Here is a 26955-nt window from a genome sequence, read left to right on the forward strand (position 1 = left end):
ACTTCACGATCCACGTGCCGAGGCCCGGCGGACTGAGGCAGTGCTCGGCCCGTCAGCGGTCGGTGTCGTGCACGAGGCCGCCGGGGCAGCGGGACGCGGTCAGCCGCGCAGTCGCACGCGATAAACCCGTGGCGACGTCGGTGGTCATCTCGCGATAATGGCCGACGTGGAGGAGGTCGAGGTCGTCGTCGCCCATCACGAGCGCGCGACCCTGCGCGTCGGCGACGTGTTCCTGAAAATCGACGCTGACCAGACCCGCACCGACGTCGAGGTCGAGGCGATGGCTATGGCGCCAATCCCGACTCCGGAGGTCCTGTGGCGCAAGCCGCCCGTGCTCGCGCTCGCCGCCCTCCCAGGGACGGCACTCGGCCGCCTCGGCGAGCCGTCGATCGCGTCGTCGGCGGCGTGGGCCGCGGCGGGTGCCGCCGCACGGATGCTGCACGACGCGCCGCTGCCGCCATGGCCCGGTCGGAGCCTCGACGAGATCGCATCGCACCTCGACGGCGAATGCGAGTGGCTCGTCACGAACGGCGTCCTTCCCACCGACCTGGTCACGCGCAACCGCCGGGTTGCCGAGGCTGCGCTCCGGCCGTGGACACCGGTGTTCACGCACGGCGACCTGCAGGTCACCCACGTGTTCGTCGACGGTGACGAGATCACCGGCGTGATCGACTGGTCCGAGGCGGCCCAGGGCGATGCCCTGTACGACCTCGCCAGCTTGACGCTCGGACACGAGGAGCACCTTGGCGACGTCGTCGTCGGCTACGGCACCCACGTCGACCTCGACGTGATCCGCGCGTGGTGGTCGTTGCGAAGCCTGCTGGCGGTCCGCTGGCTGGTCGAGCACGGCTTCGACCCGTCCTCGCCAGGGTGCGAGGTCGACGTGCTGAGATCCCGGATGTGAGGCTGCACCAGCCCGACGGCCACGAGTGCCGTTCTGCCGCATCGAGCGAGCCATCTCCTGAAGCGCGTCGTCTTCCGGACCGACTCGTCGCGTTGGCCAGCTAAGGGATTGACCGTGAAGAACGGGGTGATGTCCAGCGGTACGGCCGTCGATGGCCAGGTGCTGCGGCTCACTCAGCAACTGCCACCGCACAGAGTGCCCGGTCAGACGCAGGAAACCGGGCGGTGTTGCCGGTGCTTCTGGGGAGATGGCGGAACGCACCCCGGAAGGTACATCGATCCAGATATATCAATCAAATCAATTTGACGTATCATGCTGACCATGGCGCTGTCCGGTCAAGCAGTCCCACCGCCGTTCGTCCGGCTGGTCGCCCACGCGGTGCGTTGGCGGCTGCTGAGCGAACTGGCGCACAGCGATCTGCGCGTGCGGGAACTGGTAGCCCTGGTCGACCAACCGCAGAACCTGGTCTCCTACCATCTGCGGCTGCTGCGCTCCGGCGGGCTGGTCGTGGCCCGCCGCAGCAGCTTCGACGGCCGCGACAGCTACTACCACCTGGACCTGGAGCGCTGTGCGCACGCGCTGGCCGCCGCCGGTACCACCCTGCATCCCGCGCTACGTCTGGTCCCCACCCAGCCGGCGATCGCGGCCGAAGACTCGGCGGCACCCTCCGTGCTGTTCGTGTGCACCGGCAACAGCGCCCGCTCACCCATCGCGGAGGCCCTGCTACGCCACCGCACCGGCAGCCGCGCCGAGGTGACCAGCGCCGGCAGCCACCCCAAACCACGCCTGCACCCCAACGCCGTGCGTGTGCTGCGCCAGCAGTACGGAATCGACATCGCCGGCCAGCGTCCGCGGCATCTGGACACGATGACCGGCCGCCGCTTCGACTACGTGATCAGCCTGTGCGACAAGGTCCGCGAGGTCTGCCCCGAGTTCGATGACCACCCGCGACGCCTGCACTGGAGCATCCCCGACCCGGCCGCCACCGGCAACGACACCGCCCGGGCCGGCTATCCCGCGTTCGACCGTACCGCCGCTGAGATCGACACCCGCATCCGGTACCTGCTGCCCATCCTTGCCCACACCCCACACCGGGAGGTCCAGCCATGACACCACCGGACCAGTTCGCCAGCGTCCGCTACATCGTCGACGATGTCCAAGCGGCCATAGACTTCTACACCACCCACCTCGGATTCGCCCTGCACACCAGCGCCGCACCCGCCTTCGCCGATGTCACCCGCGGCCCGCTGCGGCTGTTGCTGTCCGGACCGGCCAGTTCCGGTGCCCGCGCCACGCCCGCTGACGCCACCGCCGGCGGCCGCAATCGCATCCATCTCATCGTCGACGACCTCGACGCCGAAATCGGCCGGCTGCGTACCGCGGGACTCGCCTTCCGCAGCGACGTGGTCGCCGGCCCCGGCGGACGCCAAGTCCTGCTCACCGACCCCGCCGGCAACCTCATCGAACTATTCGAACCCGCCTACCGACCAGCCAAGGACGGCACCTAACGCCCACGTCCCACAACTCCGCACCCGAACCAGACCGCGTCGGGACCTTCTAGGCTCAAGCCCGTGAAGACGGACGACTTATCCAGGCACACCGTCCCCGCCGTCGCAGTGCTGATCATGGACCTGGCCCTGCTGATGGCCACAGGATTCGCCATCCACTGGGCACGCAACCGCGGCGTGCTGTGCGACGGCGCCACCGTGCTCTGCTCGGGCGGAGACCCCACTCCCGCGCAGTGGCAGGCGGAGATGACCTTCCGCTCCACCGTCGCCTACGGCTCTTACGCAGTCATGGGCTTCGTCCTGATCGTCAGTGTGGTCATTGCTCGGCGCCGACGGAATGGCATCGTGGTCATGCAGCTCACGGCCCTCACGGCCGTGGTGGCGCTCGCCGCCCTGTGGGAGCCGTACGTTCCACTGCACTGACAGATCTTTACTCTGCGTCGGGCCTGGTCGCGGGTGACCGACCCGGTGGTACGGCAGCGCACGCCGACCCTTCGGCCCGGGTGATCACCCAGGTACTCACCGACGACTCGTGCCGCACCAGTGTCTACTACGACGAAAACGGCCGGCCGATGAACGGCTCCATGCTCGTGCGCGAGCCGGAATTCGACGAACGCGTGGTCGCCGAGACCCGCGCCCTGCTGGCACGGGTTCCTGCCTGAACAGCACTCCGACCCCGTCCTCCGACGCACTTCCACTTGATCCGATGCCTGGCATGACGACGGCCCCGATGCCGGAGGGCGAGTTGGGGCCGTCAACTGCACAGGAGGTGCTGGGGAGCAGGAGCGCGCGTTTCACCCGGCCTGGGTGAGCGCCGCCTTCAGGACGTCTCGCAGGGGCGTCGGTGGACGGCCGATGAGGTGGGCGAGTTCCGGGTCGACGTGGGCGAACTCGTCCTGCCGACTTGCTGCGAACATGCCCAGCAGCATGTCCGCCTGGGCTTCGGGCACACCGTGCGCGACCAGTCCAGCCCGGTACTCGTCGTCCGGTACGACCACCCGCCGGATCGGGCGCCCCGTCAGCTGAGAGGCGATCTCCGCGACCTCGGCCAAGTCGATCGCCTCGCTGCCCGTCAGGGCGGGAGTCGGACCGTCGAAGCCGTCCTTGGCCAGGGCGGTCGCGGCTGCCTCGGCCAGGTCGGCGTGGGCGGTCCAGGAGACCGGCCCGTCCTGCGGCACGGCCAGTTCTCCCGTCTTCAGGGCGGCGCCGAGCAGCATCAGCGTCGTGGACGCGTAGAAGCCGTTGCGCAGTGACGTGTAGGGCAGGCCGCACTCGCGCAGTGCCGCTTCGGTGGCAGCGTGGTCGCGCATCGGCGGGAAGGACGAGGATGGGTTCACGCCCATGTGGCTGGTGTAGAGGATGCGGCGGGCGCCGGCCGTCTTGGCTGCCTCGATCGCGGTGAGGTGCTGGCCGACCGCCTCCTCCCCGGTGGCGTTGGCGGACACGATCAGGACCTGCGACGCCCCCTCGAAGGCGTGGGCGAGGCTCGCGGGGTCGGTGAAATCACCGCGTCGGACCCGGATGCCCTGTTCCTGCAGTCCCCGCGCCTTCTCCGGGTCGCGGACGCTCACTGCGATCTGCTCCGCGGGGACGCGTACGAGCAGTTGCTCAACGGTTCCCCGGCCGAGCAGGCCATTGGCTCCGGTAATGATGATCACGACGACCTCCAGTGGGTTCGGTTGCGGTAAGCCGGCGTCCGGCAGGGCGCTCTCGGCGCCGCAGTGGCGGTTTCAGTGCTAACACGAATGAAGCTAGCACCGCTAAAATAAAAGTGCAAACAGCTTACTGTTATCGTTGCTACATGGACGCCGATGACTTCGCTGCCGGGCGCAGCCCCCGTGAGCGCATCCTCGCCGCCACGGCCGAGCTGCTTGCCGAGGGCGGCCGGGAGGCCGTGTCGACGCGTACGGTCTGTGCCGCCGCCCGTGTGCAGGTCCCGACCATCTACCGGCTCTTCGGCGACATGCGGGGCCTGCTCGACGCGGTCGCGGCCGAGGGCTTCACGGCCTACCTGAACACCAAGACCGGCCTGGAACCCACCGCCGACCCGGTGGAGGACCTGCGCGCCGGCTGGGACCTGCACGTCGACTTCGGCCTGGCCAACCCGGCCTTGTACTTGGTCATGAGCGAGCCCCGGCCCGGGGCGGCCCCGCAGGCCGCCGTCGACGGCGCGAAGTTCCTCGCCGCAAGCATCCGCAGGATCGCCGAGGCGGGCCGGCTACGTGTCAGCGAGGAACGCGCCGCCAACCTCGTCCAGGCCGCCGGCCGCGGCACGACCCTCACGCTGATCGACATGCCCGGGGACCGCCGGGACCCGGAGCTGTCGGTCATGGCCCGTGAGGCGGTCATCACCGCGATCACCACCGATACCCCCGCGACCGCGTCGCCCGGACCGGTCAGCGCCGCGGTCGCCCTGCGTGCCGTCCTGCCGCAGACCACCGCCCTGACCGATCGGGAGCAGGACCTCCTGCAGGAGTGGCTCGACCGCATCACCAGCCCAGCCCAGTGACGCGCCCTCATACACGGTCGTCCGCGCTGGGCGCCGGCCCCCGTGACCGGAAAGCAAGAGGCGGCTCGCTGGGGGTCAATCCTTGTCGCGCAGAGAGCGGAGCCCTCCGAACAGGTCGACGCGGGGCATGTCGCCTCCCCGTTCCCGTCCGCCCCGCCGGACGATGAGGACGAGCTGATCCGGCCCGCGGTGGAGGGCACGCTCCGGGTGCTGCGCGCCGCCCGCGACGCAGGGGTACGCCGGGTGGTGGTCACCTCGTCCTTCGGCGCCATCGGGTACGGTCACCCGGACACCGAGCGGCCCTTCACCGAGGACGACTGGACGGACGTCGACGGCGGCGTCGCCCCGTACATCAAGTCCAAGACGCTCGCCGAGCGGGCGGCCTGGGACTTCATGACCAGGCAGGGCGGCCCGATGGAGCTGTCGGTCGTCAACCCCGTGGGCATCTTCGGTCCCGTGCTGGGGCCCGACCACGCCGGGTCGATCAATCTGATCACCATGCTGATGAACGGTGACCTGCCCGGCGTGCCGCGCCAGTACTTCGGGGTGGTCGACGTACGCGACGCCGCCGACCTGCACCTGCGGGCGATGACCAGCCCGAAGGCGGCCGGGCAGCGGTTCATGGCCGCCGCCGGGGACGTGGTGTCCCTGCACGACATCGCCCTGACCCTGCGCGAGCGCCTGGGGCCGGCCGCCCACCGGGTGCCCACCGAGGTGCTGCCGGACGAGGTGGTGCGGCAGGCCGCCGAGAGCAACCCCGCGATGCGCGAGACCGCCGCCAACCTCGGCAGGATCCGCCACCTCAGCAGCGACAAGGCCCGCCTCGTCCTCGGCTGGGCCCCGCGATCGAGCCAGGACGCCGTCACCGCCACCGCTCAGAGCCTTCTCCGCCTCGGCCTGCTCAGGGACGCCCCGCGCGAATGACCGGCGGCGCTCAGCCCTTTCCGCCGGTGAACGGGGCCTCGCCCCGGCCTGAGCGGGCGGAAAGGCCGTGGCCGGTGTGGGGCAGAGTGCGAGCATCTAACCTCGAACAGGCGCTTGCCGGTGCCGAGCAGGTTGAGCTCGTCCAGCAGGCCGTCGCGCAGCAGGGAGGTGGCCAGGGTGGCGCTGCCGGTGATGCCGGTGTCCTTGCCCGGCAGCTGCCGGAGCCGGGCCGGCTCGGTGTGCGGGTCGCCGCTGATGACGGTGGTGTTCTCCCAGGTGGGGGAGGTTAGGGTGACCGAGACGACGTACAAGACGGGGATATTGGCCGGAAGTCAGGACTTCAGGAAGTGCAGGACGGCCAGCACCCGGCGGCTGTACCCGGTCGTGTGCGACAGGCGCAGCTTGTCGAACAGCGAGTTCACGTGCTTCTCCACGGCGCTCTGCGACACGTGCAGCGCCTGCGCGATCGAGGCGTTGGTCAGCCCCTGCGCCATCCGCTCCAGCACCTCGCGCTCGCGCGCGGTCAGCCGGGCCAGGGGGTCCACCTGGCTGGTACGGGCCAGCAGCTGGCGCACCACCTCCGGATCGAACGCCGCTCCCCCGGCCCCCACCCGCTCCAGCGCGTCCAGGAAGTCGCCCACCTGCGCCACCCGGTCCTTGAGCAGGTAGCCGACGCCTTCGACGTCCGCGCTCATCAGCTCGGCGGCGTACCTCTTCTCCACGTACTGCGACAACACCAGCACCCTGACGGCCGGCCAGCGGCGCCTGATCTCCAGCGCGGCCCGCAACCCCTCATCGGTGTGGGTCGGCGGCATGCGCACGTCCACCACCACGACGTCCGGCTCGTACGCGGCCACCGCCGCAACCAGCGCCCCGGCGTCGCCGACGGCGGCCGGCACCTCGTGGCCCTCCTCCAGCAGCAGCCGCACCAGGCCCTCGCGCAGCAGCGTGGAGTCCTCGGCCAGGATCACCCGCACGGCAGCACCGCCGTGATCGTCGTCGGCCCGCCCGCCGGGCTGCTCAGCTCGAACCTGCCGTCCAGCGCCGCCACCCGCCTGGCCAGCCCCGACAGGCCACCGCCGGCCGGACTGGCGCCGCCCGAGCCGTCGTCTCGCACCCGTACGACCACCGCCGCCCCCTCCTCGTGCACCTCCACCGCGATGCGCGTGGCGCCGGCGTGCTTGGCGGCGTTGGTGACCGCCTCGCACACCACGAAGTACGCCGCCGTCTCCACCGCCATCGGCGGCCGCCGCGCCAGCTCGCAGGCCACCGTGACCGGCACGACCGAGCGTTCGGCCACCCCCGCCAGGGCCTCGCCGAGCCCGAGGGAGTCCAGCCCGCTCGGGTAGACCCGCCAGGCCACCTCGCGCAATTCGGCCAGCGCCTGCTGTGCCTCCTGGTGCGCCTGCTCCAGCAGCTCCGGGCGCGCCCGCCTGGCCCGCCCGACCAGCATCGACAGGGCCACCAGGCGCTGCTGCAACCCGTCGTGCAGGTCGCGCTCGATCCGGCGCCGCTCGGAGTCGACCGCGGCCACGATGCCCGCCCGGCTCTCGGCCAGCTCGGCGATCCGGCGCTCCAGCGCCTCGGTCGGGTCCGGGCCCAGCATCCGCGCGGCCAGCCGGCGCTCCAGCGCGTGCACCCCCACCACGCCCGACAAATCCAGAAATAGCAGTACGAATCCAGCGAGCAGTATGTAGGCCACGAGGGGGATCGTCGGCGCCATCCCGTCGAACGGCTCGCCGCGCCCCCACGCCACCGCGATCAGGACGCCCGCGCCCGCCCCGTACCCGAGCAGGGTGATCACCAGGCCGCCCAGCACGCCGACCGGGACCCGCGCGGCCAGGTACCCCAGCGGCCTGACGCCGTCCCAGGCGAGGGCGGCGGGGTCCAGGCGCAGGCGGCGCGCCTCGAACCGGGCCAGCCGCCGGGCCGCCGCGCCGACGTTCGGATTGCCCGGGAACGGCAGAACCAGCAGCAGGAACGCCAGCTCGGCCAGCGCGGTGACGGCGCCCAGCGTCACCGCGCCCAGCAGCCGCAGCCCCTCAGCGGCGAGTCGCATGCCTCCCCTTGCGCCGTTCGGCCAGCCGCACGCCGGCGAACACCACGACCGCCAGCACCACCACGGCGATCACGACGTTGGTGCCGATGCCCACGTACGCCTCCACCAGCGACCAGTTCTCGCCCAGAAGATACCCGGCCATCACGAAGATGGTGTTCCAGATCAGGCTGCCGGCCGTCGTCAGGAGCGTGAACGTCACCAGCGGCATCCGCTCCACCCCGGCCGGTACGGAGATCAGGCTGCGGAAGATCGGGATCATCCGGCCGAAGAACACCGTCTTGCGGCCGTGGCGCCGGAACCACGCCTCGGTCTTCTCGATGTCGGACACCTTCACCAGGGGCAGCTTGGCGGCGATGGCCAGCGTGCGCTCGCGGCCCAGCAGCGCCCCCACCCAGTACAGCGCCAGCGCCCCGGCCACCGAGCCGAGCGTCGTCCAGACCAGCACGTCCAGCAGGTCCATCTCACCCCGGGCGGCGGTGAAGCCGGACAGCGGCAGGATCACCTCACTGGGCAGGGGCGGGAACAGGTTCTCCAGCGCGATCGCGAGCCCCGCCCCAGGCGCCCCGAGACTCTCCATCAGTCCAACCAGCCAATCAGTCATGCGAGCAAGGCTAGGGAAGATCAGATATGCCCGGAATGAGGCAGGCGGCCGTTCTGGGACTGTGGTAAACCACACCCCCCGCGTACCGTACACTGTACGGCCGTGAGGCTCACAACGGATCTGGCACGGCACGCGGCACTCTTCCAACCCGGCGACCCGCCCAGGTCCGGGCGCATGGCCTTCCTCGACCCCGGCGGCTCGGCCGTCGTGACCGTGGCCTCGGAACACGGGGGCACGCGCGAGGTGGCGGCCACCCTCGTCCCGGTGAGCGAGGCGGTGGCGGCCCTGGCCCGGGCGCGCACCGACCCTGAAGCCCACCCGGCGGCGCGGTTCTGGGGGGCGGCGGCGCTGGTCGCCCTCCAGCTCGTCACCCGGGGGCGGGTGCTACCGGGGGTGTCGGCGGGCGAGCACGACTCCTGGCGCGCCGGCCCGCTGGACGCCGCCGACGTGCAGCGCATCCGCGAACTGGCCGACGCCATGCCCGGATCGGCCCGCGCCATCCCACTCGAGCAAGCGGACGAACCGTTGCTGCCCGATGCCGAGCCGCTGCTCCGGGCCTTTCTGGACGCCGTGGCCGATGCCATGCCGCGCTCCCCCGGCGCCGTGCGGGCCACCGGCGCCACCGCCTACGCCGCCGTCAAACCGGTCAAGGTGCCGCACCTGCGCCGGTGGGCCGAGGAGGTGTCGGCCGGGCTGGACTCCGGGGTACGGCTGTCGTTGCGGCTGGAGGCCGACGACCTCGAAGCCGCCGAGTTCCGCGCCGTCGTCCAGCTCCACAGCCTGGCCGACCCCTCGCGAGTCGTCGACGCCGCCGACCTGTGGCAGGGACACGACCCCGGGTTCGGCGCCCGGGCCAGGATCGAGGCGACGCTGGCCATCCGCCGCGCCGCCCGTACCTGGCCCCGGCTGGAACGGCTGCTCGACAGCGCCGTACCCGACGAGCTCGCCCTCACCGACGGCGACGTCGAAGACCTGCTCGCCGGCGCCGCGGAGCGCCTGGCCGCCACCGGCGTGGAGGTGCACTGGCCCCGCTCTCTGGTGCGCGGCCTCAGCGTCCGCGCCGTCATCGGCGAGCGCGACGGCGCGCCCAATGACCTGCCGACGTTCCTCGGCGGCCACCAGCTGGCCAGCTTCGACTGGCAGCTCGCCCTCGGCGGCGAGCGCCTGACCGCCGCCGAGATGGACCAGCTCGCCGAGGCCCACCGCCCCGTCGTACGGCTGCGCGACCAATGGGTGCTCATCGACCCCGACCTGGCCCGCAAGGCCCGCCACCGCGACCTCAAACCCCTGACCGGGCTCGAAGCCCTCGGCGCCGCCCTGACCGGGACCGTCGAGGTCGAAGGCGAGCAGGTCCAGGCCGAGCCCACCGCGTGGCTGCGCGACCTGCGCGAACGCCTGACCGAACCCGAAGACGTCACCCAGCCCGAGGCGCTGGCCGCCACGCTGCGCGACTACCAGCTGGCCGGGCTGCGCTGGCTGGCCAGGATGACCTCGCTCGGGCTCGGCGGCTGCCTGGCCGACGACATGGGCCTGGGCAAGACGATCACCCTGATCGCCCTCCACCTGCATCGAGCAGGGACGGGGCCGACGCTGGTGGTGTGCCCGGCCTCGCTGCTGGGCAACTGGGAGCGCGAGATCACCAGGTTCGCGCCCGGCGTGCCCGTGCGCCGCTACCACGGCACGAACCGGACCCTGGCCGAGGAGGGGTTCGTGCTGACCACGTACGGGACCATGCGGCTGGACGCGGCCCGGCTGGCCGGGCACCCGTGGGGCCTGCTGGTGGCCGACGAGGCCCAGCACGTCAAGAACCCCGCCTCCGGCACCGCCAAGGCGTTGCGCGAGATCCCCGCCGCCGCCCGCGTCGCCCTGACCGGCACCCCCGTGGAGAACAACCTGTCGGAACTGTGGGCCATCCTCGACTGGACCACGCCGGGACTGCTCGGCCCGCTGAGCAGGTTCAGGGCGCGGTGGGCCAAACCCGTCGAATCCGGCGACAGCCAGGCGGCCGAACGGCTGTCGCGGCTGGTGGGGCCGTTCCTGCTGCGCCGCCGCAAGAGCGACCCCGGGATCGCGCCCGAGTTGCCGCCCAAGACCGAGACCGACCGGCCCGTCGCGCTCACCACCGAGCAGGCCGGACTGTACGAGGCGGTGGTGCGCGAGATCATGGCCCAGATCGCCGACGCCCAGGGCATGGCCAGGCGCGGCCTGATCGTCAAGCTCCTGACCGGGCTCAAGCAGATCTGCAACCATCCCGCCCAGTACCTGCACGAGGCCACCCCGCGCCTGCCCGGCCGCTCGGGCAAGCTGGAGCTGCTCGACGAGCTCGTCGACACCATCGTCGCCGAGGACGGCGCGGTGCTGGTGTTCACCCAGTACGTCGCCATGGCCCGCCTCCTGGACCGCCACCTGGCCTCCCGGGGCGTGCCCGCCCAACTGCTGCACGGCGGCACCCCGGTCGCCCGCCGCGAGGAGATGGTCGGCCGTTTCCAGGACGGGCAGGCGCCGGTGTTCCTGCTGTCGCTCAAGGCCGCCGGCACCGGCCTGAACCTCACCCGCGCCGACCACGTCATCCACTACGACCGCTGGTGGAATCCCGCCGTCGAGGACCAGGCCACCGACCGCGCCTACCGCATCGGCCAGACGCGGCCGGTCCAGGTGCATCGCCTGATCACCGAAGGCACGATCGAGGACCGCATCGCCGAGATGCTGGCCGCCAAGCGCTCGCTCGCCGAAGCCGTGCTCGCCGCCGGCGAGGCCGCCCTCACCGAGCTGACCGACGCCGAACTCGCCGCTCTCGTGGAGCTCAGATGAACGCCGCCCGCGGATTCCCCGCCTTCCCCCCGCAACGCGCCGGCGCCCGCTTCGCCACCTCCTGGTGGGGCCGCGCCTGGGTCAAGGCCATGGAGGACACCTCGCTGGACCAGGTCCTGCTGCGCAAGGGCCGCGCGTACGCCAAGACCGGGCAGGTCGGCCCCATCACCGTCAGCCCGGGCCGCATCGCCGCCGTCGCCGAGAGCGACTACGACACCGTCGTACGCGTCGAGCAGCTCACCGACGCCGCGTGGGAACGTTTCCTGGACCAGGTCGCCGCCAAGGCCGGGCACATCGCCGCGCTGCTGGACCGCGACATGCCGCACGACCTGGTCGAGGCCGCCGCGGACGCCGCCGTGCCGCTGCTGCCCACGGTCGGCGACCTGGAGCCTGAGTGCTCCTGCCCCGACTGGGGCCACCCGTGCCAGCACGCCGCGGCCCTGTGCTACCAGACCTCGTGGCTGCTGGACGCCGACCCGTTCGTGCTGCTCCTGGTGCGCGGGCGCGGACAGCGCGAGCTGATCGAGGCCCTCCAGCAGCGCGACACCCCCGCTCCAGTGCTGTCCGGAGTGCCGGCCGGTGCGGCGTTCGCGATGGGCGTGCCACCGCTGCCCGAGCCGCCGCCGTACGACGTCCCCTACACCCCGCCCGCCCTGGAACCGGCCCCCGGCGTGGACGTGACCGCGCTGGGGGTGCTGGCCGCCTCCGCCGCCTGGCGGGCGCGCGAGCTGCTGCTGCGCGGGCGGCTGCCGGAGCTGACCGAATACCAGGACCGCGTCCGGCTGGCCGCCGACCACGACCTGGACCTCGGTCTCGGCGCCGCCGTCCAGGCCTGGAGGTACGGCGGCGCCGGCGGCCTGGACGTCCTGGAAACCGCATGGACGCCGCCCCGGCAGGACCTGGCCAGAGCGCAGGCGCTGCTCGAAGCCGGATGGGAGGACGAACAGCCGCCCCACGTCGAGTCCTGGCGCAACCGCTGGACCCTCGGCCCCCTGCAACTGCGCTACGGCCGCGACGGCCGCTGGTACCCCTTCACCGAACACGACGGCCGCTGGTGGCCCGCCGGCCCGCCCGAACGCGATCCCTCGGCCCTGGCCCGCTACGAGGCCACCGAGATGACGTGACGCACCGATGTGCGGTCGCCGATCAGCCCCAGCATGCAGTCGGCCAGGTCGGCGCGGGTGGTGCTCATGCCGCCCCGGACGCTGAGGTCCCTGGCCGTGCGGTAGCGGTTGGTGGGCCCGGCGTCCGTCAGCCGCGCGGGCCGCACGATCGTCCAGTCCAGGTCGCCGGCCCGCAACAACCGCTCAGCCTCGGCCAGGTCCGCATAGGAGTGGCGGAACAGGTGCTGCACGATGAGGGGCTTGAGCACGTACCGTGTGAACGGGCCGTCGCCCGCGTCCGCCTCCAGGCCGCCGGCGCTCACCATCAGCAGGCGCCGGCTGCCCACCCGGTCCATGGCCCGCGTGATGGAGGCGATGGAGGCCGAGTGCACGGTGGTGGGGCCCCTTTCGCGCGAGCCCATCGCGCTCAGCACGGCGTCGCGGCCCTCGACCGCCGGCGCGACGGCATCGGGGTCCATCACGTCGGCCTCGACGACCTCCACGCGCCCGCGCAGGTCGGCGGGCAGCCTGGAGGCGTCGCGCACCACGGCGGTGACCTCGTGGGCGAGGTCGAGTGCCTGGCGCAGGAGCTGGAGCCCGGTGCCGCCGGTCGCTCCGAAGACCGCGATCTTCATGGTGACGTGCTCCCTTCCGGGTAGGTGAGTGTTCACTAACCTACTCCGGGGACACGCCGCCCGAGCGGCCGGTGGTCAGGCGAAGACGGCTCCCGTGTCGGTGAACAGGGCGTTGAGCGCCCGCAGGCCGCGCCACGCCTTCGTCATGCCGAACTGGGCGGAGAAGCGCACGACGGCGCGTACCTCCTCAGGGGTGGCGCCCGCTCGGAGGGCGCGCGCCACGTGCACCTGGAAGCTCTCCTCCAGCGTCTGGTAGAGCACGTCGACGAGCATCGTCGCGAACGCGCGCTCGCGCCCGCTCAGCCGCTCCATGCCCGCGCGCATGCGCGACTGCAGGTCCATGAAGCCGGCGAAGGCGGGGTCGAGGTTGCGTACGGCCTGCCGGGTCGGCGCGGGGATCGGGCTGTCCGCGCCGTCGGCGTTGACCGCGTGGCCGGGCCCCGCGGGCTCGGGTTCGAGGTCGGCCAGGCGGGCCATCGCCGACAGCGCGGCCGGGTAGCCGCTGTCGTAGGAGATGAAGCGCAGCAGCTCGCGCAGGTCGTCGGCGGACACGCCGCACTCGCGCGCCATCGCCACGTGCGCCTCGAACGGCAGCCCGAGAGTCTGCTGGCAGACGTCGGCGACCACGCACAGCAGGACCTTCTCCCGCGCGCTCAGCTCCGGCATCCCCTCCCACACCGTGCGGTCGGTGGCGGCGCTCATCTCCTCGAACACCGGGTCGAGGGTCTTGGTGACGTTCATGGGCCTTCTTCCTTAACTGAACACTTGTAGCGCTACGACGGTAGTGCAACGGTTGTCGCAATACAATGGCCTCCATGAACGCGACCTCCACCCCTCGCAGCCGCAACCGCCGGGGGCAGGGCGAGCGGCTGCGCGCGGACATCGTCGCGGCCGCCCAGCACCTGCTGGACGAGCTCGCCGACGACCAGGCCCTGTCGATGCGCGCGGTCGCCCGCGAGGTCGGCATCGCCGCCACCTCCGTCTACATCCACTTCGCCGACCGGGACGCGCTCGTGCTCGCCGCCCTGGAGCAGTGCCACCGCGACCTGGTGCGCTCCCTCGAGCGGGCCGAGTCCGCCTCCGCCGACCCGGTGGCGCGGCTGCGCGGCCGGCTGCACTTCCTCGGCGACTGGGTGCGCAAGCATCCCGGCCTGTACAAAGTGCTCCACGAGAGCACGCTCAACCAGCGCAACTCCATGGCGTTCAAGCAGGAGCTGACCGAGCGCACCACGGCGGCGGTCCAGCGCTGTCTGGACGCCGGGCTCGCCACCGGCGGCGACGCCGAGGAGGTCTCACTCGATCTCCGGTCGGCCGTGCACGGCGCCGTGTCGCTGCGGGTCAACCAGCCCGATCTCCCCTGGCCGCCGCTGGCGGAGCAGATCGACCGGTTTCTGATCAAGCTGGGCGGCATCGCGCCCGCGGCGGTGCGGCCGGCGGGCTGACGCACCCCTGACATCTCCGCGGCCATCGGCAAGACGGGAGCCCGCAACCGCGCCGAGGCCGTCCGCGTGGCCGAGTCACGCGGCTGGCTGTGACCGCTGGCCTGGTGGTCAGGGCAGGTTGAGCTGCCAGGAGACGCCGAAGCGGTCGTTGACCCAGCCGAACTTGGTGCTGAACCCGTACGAGCTCAGCGGCATCAGCTCCTGGCCGCCCTCGGACAGGGCCGCGTACAGGCGGTCGAGGTCCTTCTCGGTGTCGCACCCGACAAAGAGCGAGATCGACGGCGTGAACGTGAAGGCGTGCCGGGGGTCGCTGTCGAAGCACATGTACTCCTGGCCCGCCAGCGTGAACGCGGCATTTTTGATCTTGCCCTCCGCGCCCTGCTCCCCCGGGCCGTAGCGGGTCAGGCGGACCACCTTCGCGTCGTCGAACAGCGAGGTGTAGAACGTCATCGCCTCCTCGGCGTCGCCGTTCTGGAACATGAGGAATGTGTTGATCTTCTGGGTCATCTCGGGGACTCCTCTTCGGGGGCGTAGAAAGCGGTGGTGTTGGCGACGGCGGCGGCGACCTCGTCCGGCGGGCCGCCCGCGGCGTGGTGCGCCTCGCCCCACGCCCGGCTGCTCGCGGTGATGAAGCCCCTACCCTCGTCGGTCTGGTGGAAGGTGGCCTCGTCGACCGGCGTGCCGCCCGACAGGTGCAGGCCCAGGCCCAGCAGCGCCAGGTCCCAGCCCACGCCGACCGCGCCGGGGCCGTACTGGGACCAGAACTCCGGATCCACCTCGGCGGTGTGGCGCAGCTCGAACAGGGTGCCGTCGCCGTCGGCGGACAGGCGCACCTCGACCTCGGAGAAGCCGGGGTCCTCGCCGTACTGCCAGGTGACCTTGAGCAGCTCCGGCGGCTCGCACTGCAGGATCTCGCCACCCGCGTTGCCTTCGAGCTGGTACGTGCCCCCCACCCGCAGGTCGCCGGTGACCGGCAGGAACCAGCGGCCCAGCCGTTCGGCGTCGGTGCAGGCCCCCCACACGTCCGCCACCTCGGCGTCGTAGTGGCGCCGCAGCACCATGACCTTGCGCTTGTCGCCGGCCAGCTCGCGGTGGGCCCGCGTGATCTCGTCGACTATGTCCATCAGGTGTCCTTCGTGTCGTCGTTCATGCGGCGTTCGCGTTTGCCGCGGGCCAGCTCCGTGGCCAGCGCGTCCAGCCGCTGATTCCAGAAGCCGCGAAAACGGTCCAGCCAGAGGTCGACCTCCTGCAGCGGGCCCGGGTCGACGGCGTAGAGCCGCCGGGTGCCCTGGGCTCGTACACTGGCGAACCCGTTGTCGCGCAACACCCGCAGGTGCTGGGAGACGGCCGGCTGGGAGATCCCGAACTCGCCCTGGATGACCGCGGTGACCTCGCCGGAGCTCTGCTCGCCACCTGCCAGCAGCTCCAGGATCCGGCGCCGGACCGGGTCACCGAGGACGTCGAATGCGTGCACGGCCCGAGTATTTCAGGCAGTACTTATATAAGTCAAGCCTGGGATAATGGGTCAGTCGTCCAGGCCGCGGGCGCTGAGCGCCTCGCCCAGCGCGTCGGCGTGCCTGAGCGCGCTGACCACGAGCGGCACGGCGAAGGCGCGCAGGCTGCGTTCGACGCCCCTGGCCCGCTGCGCCTCCCTGACGCGGGTGGCCAGCGCGGCCACGACGGGCACGCTGCGCACGGTCAGCGACAACAACAACGACAGCCGGAACGGGTCCAGGCCGACGAACCTGGCCGGCGACAGGCAGCGTTCCAGCGCCGCCATCATGGCCGACGTGCGGGTGGTGAGCGTGACCAGCCCGGCCAGCCCCACGGCGAGCACCACCCGCGCCGTCGTGGACACCGCTCCTTCCAGGTCCGCGAACACCCACTGCATCCCGAACAACGCCACAGCGAACCAGCGCACCGGCCTGACCTGCGCCCACGCCGCTGCCACGCCCACCCGCGAGATCGCGTACAGTCCGGCCACGACGGCCGCCGCCCCGGCCAGCGCCAGCGGTGAGCGCAGCAGCACGAGCACCGTGCACGTCACGGCCAGCCCGCCCAGCTTGGCGCCCGCGGGCAGCCGGTGCAGCGGCGAGGCGCCGGGGACGTAGGCGCCGGTGAGCCCGTTCACGACATGATCTTCCGGTAGTGGCCGATGGCCTCCTCCGGGATGCCGTCGGCGACGATCCGGCCCTGGTCGAGCACCAGGACCCGGTCGAAGTCCGCCAGCAGCGGCAGGTCGTGGCTGATCACCAGCACCTGCTGCGGCATGTCGCGCAGCAGGCCGGCGACCTGGCGGGAGTGGCGCAGGTCCAGCAGCGTGGTCGGCTCGTCCATGACCAGGATGTCCGGCTCCAGCACCATCACCGAGCACAGGGCGAGCAACTGCTTCTGGCCTCCCGACAGGTGGTGGGCGGGGTGGTCGGCGTGGCCGCCCAGTCCGTACCTGGTCAGGACCTCGTGCACGCGCCGCTCCACCTCCTCGCGCGCCAGGCCCTTGCGGCGCAGGGAGAAGGCCACGTCCTCGGCCACCGTCGGCATCACGATCTGCGCGTCCGGGTCGGTGAACAGGAACCCGACCCCGCGCCTGATCCTGGCGGCGTGCCGGCGGGTGTCCAGGCCCAGCACGGTGACGCTGCCCGAGGTGGGCAGCGCCAGGCCGTTGACCAGGCGGGCCAGCGTGCTCTTGCCCGAGCCGTTGGCGCCCACCACGCCGACACGGCGCTCGGGCAGGGCGGCGGTGATGCCGCGCAACACCTCCCGCTGCCCGAGCGTCACGTGCACGCCGGCGAACTCGATCACCTCACACCACCTCGAACAGGGCCGCCACACCGAGACCGCCGCCGACCGCGGCCGCCGCCAGGCCGAGCGTTCCCGGCGGGGCGCCTGCGCCGACGAGCCTGCTGAACAGCCTGGTCACCACGACCGCGCCGGTCGCGCCCCACGGATGGCCGAGTGCCAGCGCGCCGCCGTCCGGGCACACCCGCTCCCCGTCCGCGCCGAGCGGATCCAGCTCGAGGGCGTCGGTCACGGCCAGCACCTGCGCCGCGAACGCCTCCACGATCTCCACGGCCGCGACCCGCCCCATGTCCACCCCCGCACGCGCCAGCACCCGCCGCACGGCGGGCACCGGTCCCCACCCGGGCAGCGCCGGATCGCACCCGACGACGGCCCCGGCCACCAGCCGCATCCCCGGCAGGCCGGCGCGCAGCCGTTCGGGCACGAGGGCCACGACCGCCGCGCCGTCGCTCACCGGGGAGGAATTACCGGCCGTCACTGTACCGTCCGGCACGAACGCCGCAGGCAGCCGGGCCAGCGACGCCGCCCGCAGCGGCCGCGGCCGCTGATCCTCGGCCCGCCCGCCGATCGCGACGATCTCCTCGTCGAACCGGCCGGCGGCGCGGGCGGCCAGCGCCCCGGCGTGGCTGCGGCAGGCGTAGGCGTCCTGGCGTTCCCTGCTGACGCCGCGCGCCGCCGCCAGCGCCTCGGCGGCGGGCCCCATGCCGGGGTCGGGGTGGCCGTCCGGCGCGAAAGGCGCCCTGCCGTACGGCTGCGCCTCTCCCCGCCGGGTACGCAGCGGCGCGGTCGAGGCGCTCTCCGCCCCTCCGGCGATCACGAGGTCCATCTCCCCCGCGCGTACCGCCTGCCCGGCCACCAGGATCGCGGCCAGGCCGCTGCCGCACTGCCGGTCCACCGTCAGGCCCGGCACCTCCTGCCCCAGCCCCGCGGCCAGCGCCGACACCCTGGCCACGTTGCCGCCGGGCCCCATGCAGTTGCCCAGCACCACGTCGTCCACCCGCCGCCCGGGGACGTCGCGGGTGACCGCCTCGATCACGGGTCCGGCCAGCCGATCGACGCTCAGCTCCTTGAACGCGTGCCCGGCCGTACCGATGGGGGTGCGGCGGGTGGCCACGATGACGGGATCGTCCCTGCGGCGCATGTCAGGCCAGCCGGCGGATGTCGGGGTCGCCGCCCGCCAGCCGGGCCGCGACCAGCGCACGAGCCGGTTTGCCCGCCTGGGTGCGCGGCAGGCTCGGCACCGCGTACCAGCGGCGCGGCCGTTGCGCCGCGTCCAGCCCGCTCCTGGCGACCGCCTCCAGCAGCGAGCGCGGCGGCGGCGAGGCGCCCTCGATGATCGCCGTGACCACCGAGCCCAGGTGCGGGTGCGGCGAGCCGACCACCACGATGTCCCCCACGCCGGGTACCTTCCTGAGCACCTCCTCGACGTCCTCGGGCACGACGGTGGCGCCTCCGGTCTGGATCGCGCCGCCGCCCCGTCCGCGCAGCCGCAACACCTCTCCTACCCGGTACGGCTCCGCCACGTCGCCCACGCTCACCCAACCGGCCTCGTCGCGGCGCAGCGGTCCGGCCGCGTCGTCCAGGTAGCCGCCGGCCAGCCACGGCGAGCGCGCCCACACCTCGCCGAGCGCGCCCGCGGACTCCGCTCTGACCTCGATCTCGACGCCGGGGAACGGCCGCAGCCCGCCCCCGTCGGCGTCCACGGCCACGAACGACAATTCGGTGGCCCCGTAGTACGACACGACGTTCACCCCGGCACTCGCCGCAGCCGCCCGCGCGTCCCGGCCCAGCGCCGCGCCGCCGACGACCGCCGTGCGCAACGTTCCGGGATGTTCGAGCACGTCGGGCAACTGGTGCGGGACCAGATGCACGACGGTGGCCTGGGCCACGAGGGACCTCCATGGCCGGTGGCCGGGCAGGATGGCCGTCGCGCCGGTGGCCAGGGTGTGCACGGCGGCGAAGGCGTACAGGGAGGAGACCAGCGGGCCGGGGACCAGCACGACGTCGTCGGGGCCGATCCCGGCCAGGTCGCTGAGATGCGGGAAGGAGGCCGTCCACGACGCGCGGGTGCGTACCACGGCACGGGGCCTGCCGGTGCTGCCGGAGCTGAAGCACGCCCACGCCCGGTCGTCCGGCCTCGGCTCGAACCGCACGGCGGGACCCGCCACATACGGGAGCGGCTCGTCGATGAGCACGTCCACCGCGTCCGTCACCTGAGCCCACCGCGCGCGGTCCCAGGTGTGCTCGCCCACCAGCGGCGTGGCCCCGGCCAGGTCGGCCGCGAGCACGGCGATGAGCAGCGCCACCGGGTCCGCCACGCCCACCGCGACCAGCGCGCCGGGGCCGATGCCCAGACCGAGCAGGTGCCGGGCGGCTCCGTTGATCTTCTCGGCGAGCTCGGCATAGCTCAGCTCGCCCTCCGGGCCGCGCGCCGCCACCCGGGCAGGGCGTTCGGCGGCGTGCCGCATCACATGTTGCGCTACCGGCATCTCGTCAACGCGCCCGGCCGGTACGCAACCGCTCCTGGTACACGGCGGGCACCGCATCCGGGTAGGCGCGCTGCGTGCCCCTGACCACGATGGACGCCAGCACCACCTTGATCACGTCGCCGGGCAGGAAGGTGAGGCTGAGCAGCGCCGTCGTACCCAGGGACGCGTGGGTGACCACCGCCTGCACGGGGATGCCGAACAGGTAGATCACCCCGATGCCGCCCACCAGGCACGCCACCACCAGGCGGACGATCCCCGGGTCGCGGCCCGCGCGCTCGACCAGCCAGCCGGTCACCGCCGCGCCGGGAATCCAGCCGATCAGGAACCCCGCCGACGGCCCCGCGAACACCGCCAGCCCGCCCCGCCCGCCGGCCAGCAGCGGCAGCCCCGCGGCGACCAGCACGAGCAGCACCGCGACGGCCAGCGCTCCCCGCCACGTGCCGAGGATCGCGCCCGCCAGCATCACACCAAGCGTCTGCAGCGTGATCGGGACCACGTTGCCGAACACGTTCAGCGAAGGAGCCAGGCCCAGCACCGCGATCAGCGCGGCGAACACGGCCACCCTCGCCAGGTCTCCCGTGGGGAACCTGCGCCTCTTCCCGTCACTCTTCATGGGGTCGATCCCACACCAGAACGCCGCGCTTCAGGCATGGAGGTATCCCACAACATTCCGCGCGATCATCTGCGAACGATGGATACCCGCCGTCCCTGCCGCGCATGGGAACTCAGGCGGCCAGACGCAGGGCGCGGGCCACGTCGGCGGTGGCCGAGGAGGTCTCGGTCGAGGTGTAGCCGTCGCGCAGGGAGGCGTCCAGGTCCTTCAGGCCGTTGCCGCTGAGCGTGATCACGATCCGCAGGCCCGGCTCCAGCGCGCCCCGCGCGTGCCGGTCGAGCAGGCCCGCGACCCCGGCCGCCGACGCGGGCTCGGCGAAGACGCCGTCGCGGCTGGCCAGCGTCCGGTACGCCGCGAAGATCTGCTCGTCGCTCACCGCGGCGATCAGCCCGCCGGACTCGTCACGCGCGGCGATGGCGCCGTCCCAGGTGGCGGGGTTGCCGACGCTGATCGCGGTGGCCGCCGTCCGGGGCTCGGCGACAGGGCTGCCGTGTACGAGCGGCGCCGCGCCCGCCGCCTGGAAGCCCCACATCCGCGGCAGCCGGGTGGACAGGCCCGCGCTCTGGTACGTGCGGTAGCCGCCCCAGGTGGCGGTGATGTTGCCGCCGTTGCCAACCGGCAGGCAGTGCACGTCGGGCGCCTCGCCCAGGGCGTCCACGATCTCGTACGCGACGGTCCGCTGGCCGGCCAGGCGCAACTCGTTGCCGACGGAGTTGACCAGGGCGATCGGGTGATGGCCGGCCAGTTCGCGGGCGACGCGCAGGCAGTCGTCGAAGGTGCCGTCGATCTCGACGATGCGGGCGCCGTACCGTACGGCCTGGCTCAGCTTGCCCAGCGCGATCCGGCCCTTGGGGACGAGCACGGCGGCCGTCACCCCGGCACGGGCGGCGTAGGCGGCGGCCGAGGCGCTGGTGTTGCCGGTGGAGGCGCAGATGACCGCCTCGGCGCCGGCTTCGGCCGCCCTGCTGATCGCCACCGTCATGCCGCGGTCCTTGAACGAGCCCGTCGGGTTGGCGCCCTCGACCTTCAGCCAGACGTCGCAGCCGGTGGTCTCGGACAGGTGGGACGAGCGCAGGAGCGGAGTGTTGCCCTCGTTCAGGGAGATGGAGGGAGTGTCGGCGGTGACCGGCAGCCAGCGCCGGTAGTCGCTGTCGATCAGACCATGCCAGGTATTCATGTCTCGCACCGTAACATTCGTTTCGGGTAAATCTGTATACGGGGAATGGTGTAACGTTTGTCATTGTGGAGAACGATGCGGTGGAGGCCCGGCTCAGTGCCGTCTATCCCGAGTTGCCGCCCGGGGAGCGGGCGATCGTGCGGGTGCTGCTCGACGACTATCCGTTCGCCGCCCTGGGGTCGCTGCGCGCGCTGGCCGAGCGGGCGGGGGTGAGCCCGCCTACGGCTTCGCGGTTGTTCGATCGGCTGGGGTTCGGCGGGTTCGCGGATTTCCAGGCGGCGGTCAGGGATGGGGCGCGGGAACGGTCGCGGCTGCACGAGTTCGTCGCCCGCTCACCTGGCCCGCGCTCTCCGGCCGCCTCCCCCGAGGCAGGCTCTTCTGGGGGCTCCTCCCGGGCCGGAGCTTCCGAGCTTCGGCGGGCGGCCGAGGATCTCCGTTCGGGGCTGGACGGGACGCTCGCGGCCGTCGCCGAGCCGTTGTTCGAGGCCGGGGCGGCGCTGCTCGCCGAGGCCGGGGCCGTGTGGGCGCTGGGCGGGCCGCTGAGCGAGCTGGCGGCCGAATATCTGATCCGGCAGCTGGCCAGCCTGCGTCCGGGTGCGCAGCGGGTGCCCGACTCCGCGCAGGCGCGCGCCCGTACCGTACTCGATCTGGGGGCTGCGGACGTGGTCGTGGCCTACGACTTCCGGCGCTACTCCCCCGACACCGCTCGATTCGTGCACGCCGCCCGCGCCCGGGGCGCGCGGCTGGTGCTCGTCACCGACGCCTGGGAGTCGCCGCTGGCCGCGCAGGCGGAGGTCCTGATCAGGTTGCCGCGCGAGGCGGCCGGGCCGATCGCGCCGCTCGCGCACGAGATCGCCGTCACCGAGCTGCTGCTCGTGGCCACGGCCGCCCGCCTGGTCCCGGCCCAGCGGCTGGCCGATCTCGACGCCCTGACCCAGACGTTGTGAACCGCTCGCAGCGTTGTGAGGGGTTCACAGCGCTCACCTGGCCTCAGCCGGCCGCAGTGAGGTGTTTGTAGAAGAAGCTGCAGTCCTGGAGGGTGCCGTCAGGGGATCCGGCGTAGTCGGGGACGATGCCGTAGCGGGTCCAGCCACCGGTGAGGTAGACGTGCTCGGCGGTGCTGCCGGTCTCGGTGTCCAGGAGCAGCAGGCCGGCCCCGGCCGCGAGCGCGCCCCGCTCGGCGGCGGCCAGCAGGGCGCGGGACAGGCCCTGGCCGCGGGCGTCGCGGTGGACCATGAGCTTGACGATCTCGGCGCGGTGGCGGGCGTTGGGCTTGCGCGCCAGGGCCAGGCTGACGGTGGCGTTGATGCCGGAGCCGTCGCGGCAGGTCCAGACCACGAGGCTGCCGTCGGCCACCGCCGGGGCCTGGGCCCGCCACCAGGCGGCAGCCGCCTCATGGCCGAACGGCGTCAGGAAGCCCACGGACGCGCCGCTGTCCACGGCGTCGACCAGGAGGTTCGCGAGGTCCTTGACGCTGGCGTCGAATTCCTCGGCGGACAGGCGGTCGATGGTGTGCATTCGATTCCTCGGCTCGGCGGGTCAGGGGCAGGCGGGTTGGATAGGCCGACCGCTCGGGGGTCAGGGCAGGACGATCAGGAGTGCGTACCGCACCGGATCGGGGCCGGGGCAGCGGAAGCGGGAGGCTCCCCACAGCCGGAAGCGCAGGCAGTCGCCCGCCTCGACGGTGTCCACGTGGCCGTTGGCGGTGATCTCCACCGCCCCCTCCAGCACCCAGATGTGCTGCTCAAGGCCGGGCACCGGCGGTTCGTCGTAGGAGATGTCCGCCCCCGGCCGCAGGGTGCCCTCCACGACCTCGCCCCGCAGGCCCGGATGCGGCGGCGACACCGAGCGGCGGACGAACCCCGACGCCTCGTCCCGCCACACCGCCTGCGCCCCCGCGCGTACGACCTGCGGCGGCTCGGACTCCACCTCGGCCAGCAACCGCGACATCGTCCGCTCATAGACCGCGCACAGCTTGCCCAGCAGCGTGGCCGTAGGGCTGATCTCCCCCCGTTCCAGCCGCGACAACGTCGAACGGCTGATCCCGGCCCGGCTCGCCAGCTCGTCCAACGACCAGCCCCGCTCGACGCGCAGCTCCGCCAGCCGCTCCGCCAGCCGGGCCTCCACCTCCTCGGCTTGTCTCATATCCGGGAATATATCCCACATCCGGGACTGTCCAGCATGACAGGCGCCTGATGACACGATCCCCCGCCCCGCCTGCCTGTCGGCCAGGCCCGTGCCGTTGTCGCTGATCGTCAGGCGCAGCCCGTTGCCGCCGACGGTCACCGCGATCGACACGGTGCCGGCGCCGCCATGGCGCTCGACGTTCGACAGGGCCTCGTGCACGGTGGTCAGGACGGCCCGCGAGAGGCGGGATGGCACGTCGGCGGCGGGTAACGCCCAGGTCTCCACGGCGATGCCGGTGCGTTCGCCTCTGCTGTCACAGGAACGCGCTCACCTGGGCCGCGAACTCCTCCGGGCTGACGATCCGGACCCCCAGACTCTCCGCCTTGGCCCGTTTGGAGCCCGCCTTCTCCCCCGCCACCAGCATCGACGTCTTCGCCGACACGCTCGAGGAGGCCCGGCCGCCCGCGCGCTCGATCAGCTCGTTCATCTCGTTGCGCGACAGCGACTCCAGCGGTCCCGTCATCGCGCCGGTGACCACGACGGACATCGCTGTCAGCGGCAGCCCGGACGCGACGGGCTCGCCGGGCTCGCCGGCGGCCGGGGTGACGCCCGGCTCGGTCATGTTGACCCCGGCCCTGATGAGCTTGTCGATGAGCGGGCCGATCTCGACCAGCTCGGCGACCACGACCGGCGCCTTCTCCGCGCCGATCCCGTCCACCGCCTGCATCGCCTCCGCGTCGGCTGCCCGGATGGCATCCATGGTGGCGAAATGCCGGGCGATGCGGCGGCTCATCGAACGGCCGGTGCCGCGTACGCCCAGCGCGCAGAACACCCTGCTCAGCGGCTGGCTCTTGGCCCGCTCGATGGCGGCCAGCAGGTTGGCGGTGCTGGTCTCGCCCATGCGCTCCAGGCCGAGCACCTGCTCGCGGGTCAGGAAGAACAGGTCTCCGAAGTCCGCGATCAAGCCCGCGTCGAGGAGCTGGAGGATGCGGTTTTCCGCCAGGCCCTCGATGTCGAGCTGCTCGCGGCCGACCGCGTAGCCGATGGAGGCGATCACCCGGCATTCGCGGCCGCGTACGCACCGCCACCGCTCCTGGGAGGTGTCGATGGCGCCGCCGCACGACGGGCAGACCTGCGGGATCGGGATCGGCCGCTCCTCCCCGGTGCGCAGGTGCACGACGGGCGCCTCGACCCGCGGGATCACGTCGCCCGCCTTGTAGACGACCACGCTGTCGCCCAGCATCAGCCCGCGGCGGGCGATGTCGGCGACGTTGTGCAGGGTCGCGGCCACGACGATGCTGCCGTCAAGCTCCACGGGCTCCAGCACGGCGCTCGGGGCGATGACGCCGGTGCGCCCGGTGTTCCACACCACGTCGACCAGCTTGGTGATCTTTTCCGTGGCCGGCAGCTTATAGGCGACCGCCCAGCGCGGCGCCCGCGAGCTGAACCCCGCCTCGGCCTGGTCGGCCGCCAGGTCGCACTTGATCACGATGCCGTCGATGCCGAACGGCAGCTCCTGCCGCGCCGCCGCGATCTCCTCCACCCGCTGCCGCACCTGCTCCAGCGTGGCGGCTACGATGCCGGGCACGGCGGTGACCGCCGTGGTCCCCACCCCCTGCCCGGCCACCCACCCCATGATGTCGCTGTGCGGCGACTCTCGAAGCCGCACCGCCAGCTCGGAATCGTCGCCGGGCGGCGGCAGCACGCCGTAGCCGAAGAACGTCAACTCGCAGGTGTAAGGCCGATCCTGCGCCCGCAACGTGCCCGCCGCCGCGCTGCGCGGATTGGCGAACGTGGTGCCGTCGTGCGCCCGCCGCTTGGCGCACGCCTCCTCGAACTGCGACGCCGTCATCATCACCTCACCCCGCAACTCCACCGTGACCGGATCGGCCAGCCGCTCTGGCAGGCCCACGATGGTGCCGATGGCATGCGAGACGTCCTCGCCCGCACTGCCGTCGCCCCGGGTGACCAGCTGGGCCAGGCGGCCGTGCCGGTAACGGGCGGAGATCGCCAGCCCGTCGAGCTTGGGCTCCACACTCCACGCCGTCACCGGGCGGCCGAGCCTGCGCACCAGCGAGGCCGCCCAGTCCGCGAGCTGCTCGGCGCCGAACACGTTGTCCAGGCTCAGCATGGGCACGATGTGCGGCACGTCGCCCACCACGGCACCGCCGGCCACCTTGCCCGTCGGCGAGGTGAGCAGCACCTGCTCGGGGTGCGCCTCCTCGAAGGCGGTGATGCCGCGCACCAGCCGGTCGTAGGAGTCGTCGTCGAGCGTGGAGGTGCCGTCGGCGTAGTAGGCCGCGGCGGAGTCGACGGCCAGCTGGACGGCCTCGGCGTAGGCCGTGGCGTCGGCCAGCTCGGTGAGAGGGGGTGCGTCGGTCATGGCCTCATCATGGCGGGCGGGACCGACAGTTCCGCGGATCAGTTCAGCAGCGGTACGAGCTGCTCCTCCTCGTAGTCCAGGTGGGCTTCGAGCCGCCGGGTGAGTTCGTTCACCTCGCTCAGGAGCGCCTCCGGCGAGAGGTCGTCGGCGGCCAGGAGGGCCTGGAGTTGTTCGAGGAGCCGCTGCACGACGACGTGCTCGGCGCGCAGCCGTTCCATCACCGGGGCGAGCTCCGGATAGCGGTCCTCCAGCGCGGGGAACATGTAGCCGTCCTCGCGCGAATGGTGCACGTGCAGGCCCTGGCACAGGGTCAGGCAGTTGACGCGCAGCTGCGCGCCCAGGCGCGGCCCCGAGGCGGCGACCTCCCCGCGGATCAGGGCCAGCTCCCTGCGGAAGGCGTCGTGCAGCGTCCTGAGCACATCGCCCATGGGGCCGGCGGACGGCCCGGCGTCGATCGGGATGAGCGCGACCACGGGCAGGGTCCTGCCGGACCTGGCCTCGTAGTCGCCCCAGCCGGGATCGGCCTCCACGGCCCGGGCGAACATGCGCTCGCGTTCCTCGCCCTCCAGCACGACCGCCTTCGCCTGGAAGGTGAAGACGCCGTCCTCGACGGTGACCTGCGGGTTGGCGAGCAGGTTGTGGTACCAGGCCGGGTGCGCGGGCGCGCCGCCGGCCGAGGCGATGATCAGGATGCGGTCGCCGTCGGGCAGGTAGCCGAGCGGCGTCGTACGGCGTGCGCCCGTCTTCGCTCCGACGGTCGTCAGAAGGAGCAGCCTGCCTCCTTCGAAGGGGCCGCCGACCTGGCCCCTGTTGGCGCGGAATTCCTCAATGATCTGCTGGTTGAAGTCGATGGGCATGCTGAGTTTTCGCT

At 72.5% G+C, this 26955-nt stretch carries 31 protein-coding genes; 11 read left to right on the top strand and 20 right to left on the bottom strand.

Translation table 11 applies throughout. The annotated features are described in order from the left end of the window. Positions 1-157 precede the first annotated feature (157 nt). The 5 genes from ACFLIM_RS42205 (at position 158) to ACFLIM_RS42225 (ending at position 3074) form a co-directional block, all read left to right on the top strand. Positions 158-904 (top strand): aminoglycoside phosphotransferase family protein, encoded by a 747-nt coding sequence (locus tag ACFLIM_RS42205; protein WP_393174961.1) that lies wholly within the window; start codon positions 158-160, stop codon positions 902-904. A 321-nt stretch (positions 905-1225) separates the two neighbouring features. Then, entirely contained in the window at positions 1226-2014 is a 789-nt protein-coding gene (locus ACFLIM_RS42210) for an arsenate reductase/protein-tyrosine-phosphatase family protein (protein ID WP_393174964.1), read from the top strand. Next, positions 2011-2412, top strand: a complete 402-nt coding sequence (locus ACFLIM_RS42215) for a VOC family protein (RefSeq protein ID WP_393174966.1) — start codon at positions 2011-2013, stop codon at positions 2410-2412. The genes ACFLIM_RS42210 and ACFLIM_RS42215 overlap by 4 nt, the downstream gene beginning before the upstream one ends. Positions 2413-2475: 63 nt before the next feature. Beyond that, positions 2476-2835 carry a hypothetical protein gene (locus tag ACFLIM_RS42220; protein WP_393174969.1) on the top strand — a complete coding sequence of 120 codons (360 nt, stop codon included), beginning with the start codon at positions 2476-2478 and terminating at the stop codon, positions 2833-2835. Positions 2836-2915: 80 nt separating this feature from the next. Beyond that, positions 2916-3074: a hypothetical protein gene (locus ACFLIM_RS42225; protein WP_393174971.1), complete on the top strand. Its 159-nt coding sequence runs from the start codon at positions 2916-2918 to the stop codon at positions 3072-3074. A gap of 132 nt (positions 3075-3206) precedes the next feature. On the opposite strand, the gene ACFLIM_RS42230 is transcribed toward ACFLIM_RS42225, so the two are convergent. Next, complete coding sequence (locus ACFLIM_RS42230) at positions 3207-4070, bottom strand: SDR family oxidoreductase (protein ID WP_393174974.1); 864 nt, start codon at positions 4068-4070, stop codon at positions 3207-3209. A gap of 143 nt (positions 4071-4213) precedes the next feature. Here ACFLIM_RS42230 and ACFLIM_RS42235 point away from each other — a divergent pair, with 143 nt between their 5' ends. Further along, a complete protein-coding gene (locus ACFLIM_RS42235) occupies positions 4214-4921 on the top strand; it encodes a TetR/AcrR family transcriptional regulator (RefSeq protein ID WP_393174976.1) in 708 nt (235 codons plus the stop codon). A 42-nt stretch (positions 4922-4963) separates the two neighbouring features. After that, complete coding sequence (locus tag ACFLIM_RS42240) at positions 4964-5845, top strand: NAD-dependent epimerase/dehydratase family protein (RefSeq protein ID WP_393174978.1); 882 nt, start codon at positions 4964-4966, stop codon at positions 5843-5845. Here the strand turns inward: ACFLIM_RS42240 and ACFLIM_RS42245 are convergent. The 4 genes from ACFLIM_RS42245 to ACFLIM_RS42260 are packed head-to-tail and all read right to left on the bottom strand — an operon-like array spanning position 5797 to position 8505. Next, complete coding sequence (locus tag ACFLIM_RS42245; protein ID WP_393174980.1) at positions 5797-6156, bottom strand: dihydrofolate reductase family protein; 360 nt, start codon at positions 6154-6156, stop codon at positions 5797-5799. The genes ACFLIM_RS42240 and ACFLIM_RS42245 overlap by 49 nt on opposite strands. Before the next feature lie 21 nt (positions 6157-6177). Continuing rightward, positions 6178-6822, bottom strand: coding sequence for a response regulator (locus ACFLIM_RS42250; RefSeq protein ID WP_393174982.1), 645 nt, complete (start codon positions 6820-6822; stop codon positions 6178-6180). Continuing rightward, on the bottom strand, positions 6813-7904 hold the full coding sequence (locus tag ACFLIM_RS42255; RefSeq protein WP_393174984.1) for a sensor histidine kinase: 1092 nt from the start codon (positions 7902-7904) through the stop codon (positions 6813-6815). Before ACFLIM_RS42255 ends, ACFLIM_RS42250 begins: the two co-directional genes overlap by 10 nt. Beyond that, positions 7888-8505, bottom strand: a complete 618-nt coding sequence (locus tag ACFLIM_RS42260) for a DedA family protein (RefSeq protein ID WP_393174986.1) — start codon at positions 8503-8505, stop codon at positions 7888-7890. The genes ACFLIM_RS42255 and ACFLIM_RS42260 overlap by 17 nt, the downstream gene beginning before the upstream one ends. 102 nt (positions 8506-8607) lie before the next feature. Between ACFLIM_RS42260 and ACFLIM_RS42265 the strand changes: the two genes are divergently transcribed. Together ACFLIM_RS42265 and ACFLIM_RS42270 are read left to right on the top strand one after the other, a co-directional pair. After that, positions 8608-11316, top strand: a complete 2709-nt coding sequence (locus tag ACFLIM_RS42265) for a DEAD/DEAH box helicase (RefSeq protein WP_393174989.1) — start codon at positions 8608-8610, stop codon at positions 11314-11316. After that, complete coding sequence (locus ACFLIM_RS42270) at positions 11313-12440, top strand: SWIM zinc finger family protein (protein ID WP_393174992.1); 1128 nt, start codon at positions 11313-11315, stop codon at positions 12438-12440. Before ACFLIM_RS42265 ends, ACFLIM_RS42270 begins: the two co-directional genes overlap by 4 nt. On the opposite strand, the gene ACFLIM_RS42275 is transcribed toward ACFLIM_RS42270, so the two are convergent. After that, positions 12416-13054, bottom strand: coding sequence for an NAD(P)-dependent oxidoreductase (locus tag ACFLIM_RS42275; protein WP_393174996.1), 639 nt, complete (start codon positions 13052-13054; stop codon positions 12416-12418). The genes ACFLIM_RS42270 and ACFLIM_RS42275 overlap by 25 nt on opposite strands. 75 nt (positions 13055-13129) lie before the next feature. Further along, the gene (locus ACFLIM_RS42280) at positions 13130-13795 is read right to left on the bottom strand and encodes a carboxymuconolactone decarboxylase family protein (RefSeq protein ID WP_393174998.1); all 666 of its coding nucleotides are present in this window, start codon (positions 13793-13795) and stop codon (positions 13130-13132) included. Between the two features lie 74 nt (positions 13796-13869). Here ACFLIM_RS42280 and ACFLIM_RS42285 point away from each other — a divergent pair, with 74 nt between their 5' ends. Then, positions 13870-14496: a TetR/AcrR family transcriptional regulator gene (locus ACFLIM_RS42285; protein WP_393175000.1), complete on the top strand. Its 627-nt coding sequence runs from the start codon at positions 13870-13872 to the stop codon at positions 14494-14496. Between the two features lie 108 nt (positions 14497-14604). Here ACFLIM_RS42285 and ACFLIM_RS42295 read toward each other — a convergent pair whose 3' ends face one another. The 9 genes from ACFLIM_RS42295 to thrC form a co-directional block, all read right to left on the bottom strand. Beyond that, positions 14605-15003: a VOC family protein gene (locus tag ACFLIM_RS42295; RefSeq protein WP_393175002.1), complete on the bottom strand. Its 399-nt coding sequence runs from the start codon at positions 15001-15003 to the stop codon at positions 14605-14607. Beyond that, positions 15000-15620 carry an SRPBCC family protein gene (locus ACFLIM_RS42300; protein WP_393175004.1) on the bottom strand — a complete coding sequence of 207 codons (621 nt, stop codon included), beginning with the start codon at positions 15618-15620 and terminating at the stop codon, positions 15000-15002. The genes ACFLIM_RS42295 and ACFLIM_RS42300 overlap by 4 nt, the downstream gene beginning before the upstream one ends. After that, complete coding sequence (locus ACFLIM_RS42305; RefSeq protein WP_393175007.1) at positions 15620-15970, bottom strand: ArsR/SmtB family transcription factor; 351 nt, start codon at positions 15968-15970, stop codon at positions 15620-15622. The genes ACFLIM_RS42300 and ACFLIM_RS42305 overlap by 1 nt, the downstream gene beginning before the upstream one ends. Before the next feature lie 51 nt (positions 15971-16021). Further along, positions 16022-16627: an energy-coupling factor transporter transmembrane component T family protein gene (locus ACFLIM_RS42310; RefSeq protein WP_393175010.1), complete on the bottom strand. Its 606-nt coding sequence runs from the start codon at positions 16625-16627 to the stop codon at positions 16022-16024. Beyond that, entirely contained in the window at positions 16624-17298 is a 675-nt protein-coding gene (locus tag ACFLIM_RS42315; RefSeq protein WP_393175012.1) for an energy-coupling factor ABC transporter ATP-binding protein, read from the bottom strand. The genes ACFLIM_RS42310 and ACFLIM_RS42315 overlap by 4 nt, the downstream gene beginning before the upstream one ends. 1 nt (position 17299) lies before the next feature. Next, positions 17300-18436: a thiolase family protein gene (locus tag ACFLIM_RS42320; protein WP_393175015.1), complete on the bottom strand. Its 1137-nt coding sequence runs from the start codon at positions 18434-18436 to the stop codon at positions 17300-17302. 1 nt (position 18437) lies between these two features. Continuing rightward, positions 18438-19784: a class I adenylate-forming enzyme family protein gene (locus tag ACFLIM_RS42325; RefSeq protein ID WP_393175018.1), complete on the bottom strand. Its 1347-nt coding sequence runs from the start codon at positions 19782-19784 to the stop codon at positions 18438-18440. Between the two features lie 4 nt (positions 19785-19788). After that, positions 19789-20397 (bottom strand): biotin transporter BioY, encoded by a 609-nt coding sequence (locus ACFLIM_RS42330; protein ID WP_393175020.1) that lies wholly within the window; start codon positions 20395-20397, stop codon positions 19789-19791. Positions 20398-20509: 112 nt separating this feature from the next. Beyond that, positions 20510-21574, bottom strand: coding sequence for a threonine synthase (gene thrC, locus ACFLIM_RS42335; protein ID WP_393175023.1), 1065 nt, complete (start codon positions 21572-21574; stop codon positions 20510-20512). Between the two features lie 65 nt (positions 21575-21639). Here thrC and ACFLIM_RS42340 point away from each other — a divergent pair, with 65 nt between their 5' ends. Next, positions 21640-22521 carry a MurR/RpiR family transcriptional regulator gene (locus tag ACFLIM_RS42340; protein WP_393175025.1) on the top strand — a complete coding sequence of 294 codons (882 nt, stop codon included), beginning with the start codon at positions 21640-21642 and terminating at the stop codon, positions 22519-22521. A 43-nt stretch (positions 22522-22564) separates the two neighbouring features. On the opposite strand, the gene ACFLIM_RS42345 is transcribed toward ACFLIM_RS42340, so the two are convergent. Genes ACFLIM_RS42345 through ACFLIM_RS42360 form a run of 4 tightly spaced genes read right to left on the bottom strand, consistent with a single transcriptional unit; the run spans position 22565 to position 26941 of the window. Next, the gene (locus ACFLIM_RS42345) at positions 22565-23092 is read right to left on the bottom strand and encodes a GNAT family N-acetyltransferase (RefSeq protein ID WP_393175027.1); all 528 of its coding nucleotides are present in this window, start codon (positions 23090-23092) and stop codon (positions 22565-22567) included. A gap of 60 nt (positions 23093-23152) precedes the next feature. Next, positions 23153-23986: a helix-turn-helix domain-containing protein gene (locus ACFLIM_RS42350; protein ID WP_393175030.1), complete on the bottom strand. Its 834-nt coding sequence runs from the start codon at positions 23984-23986 to the stop codon at positions 23153-23155. 28 nt (positions 23987-24014) lie between these two features. Beyond that, positions 24015-26084, bottom strand: coding sequence for an NAD-dependent DNA ligase LigA (gene ligA, locus ACFLIM_RS42355; RefSeq protein ID WP_393175032.1), 2070 nt, complete (start codon positions 26082-26084; stop codon positions 24015-24017). A gap of 38 nt (positions 26085-26122) precedes the next feature. Next, positions 26123-26941, bottom strand: coding sequence for a nitroreductase/quinone reductase family protein (locus ACFLIM_RS42360; RefSeq protein ID WP_393175035.1), 819 nt, complete (start codon positions 26939-26941; stop codon positions 26123-26125). Between the last annotated feature and the right edge of the window lie 14 nt (positions 26942-26955).

It is taken from the genome of Nonomuraea marmarensis (genome assembly GCF_043197025.1).
Taxonomy (GTDB): domain Bacteria; phylum Actinomycetota; class Actinomycetes; order Streptosporangiales; family Streptosporangiaceae; genus Nonomuraea; species Nonomuraea marmarensis.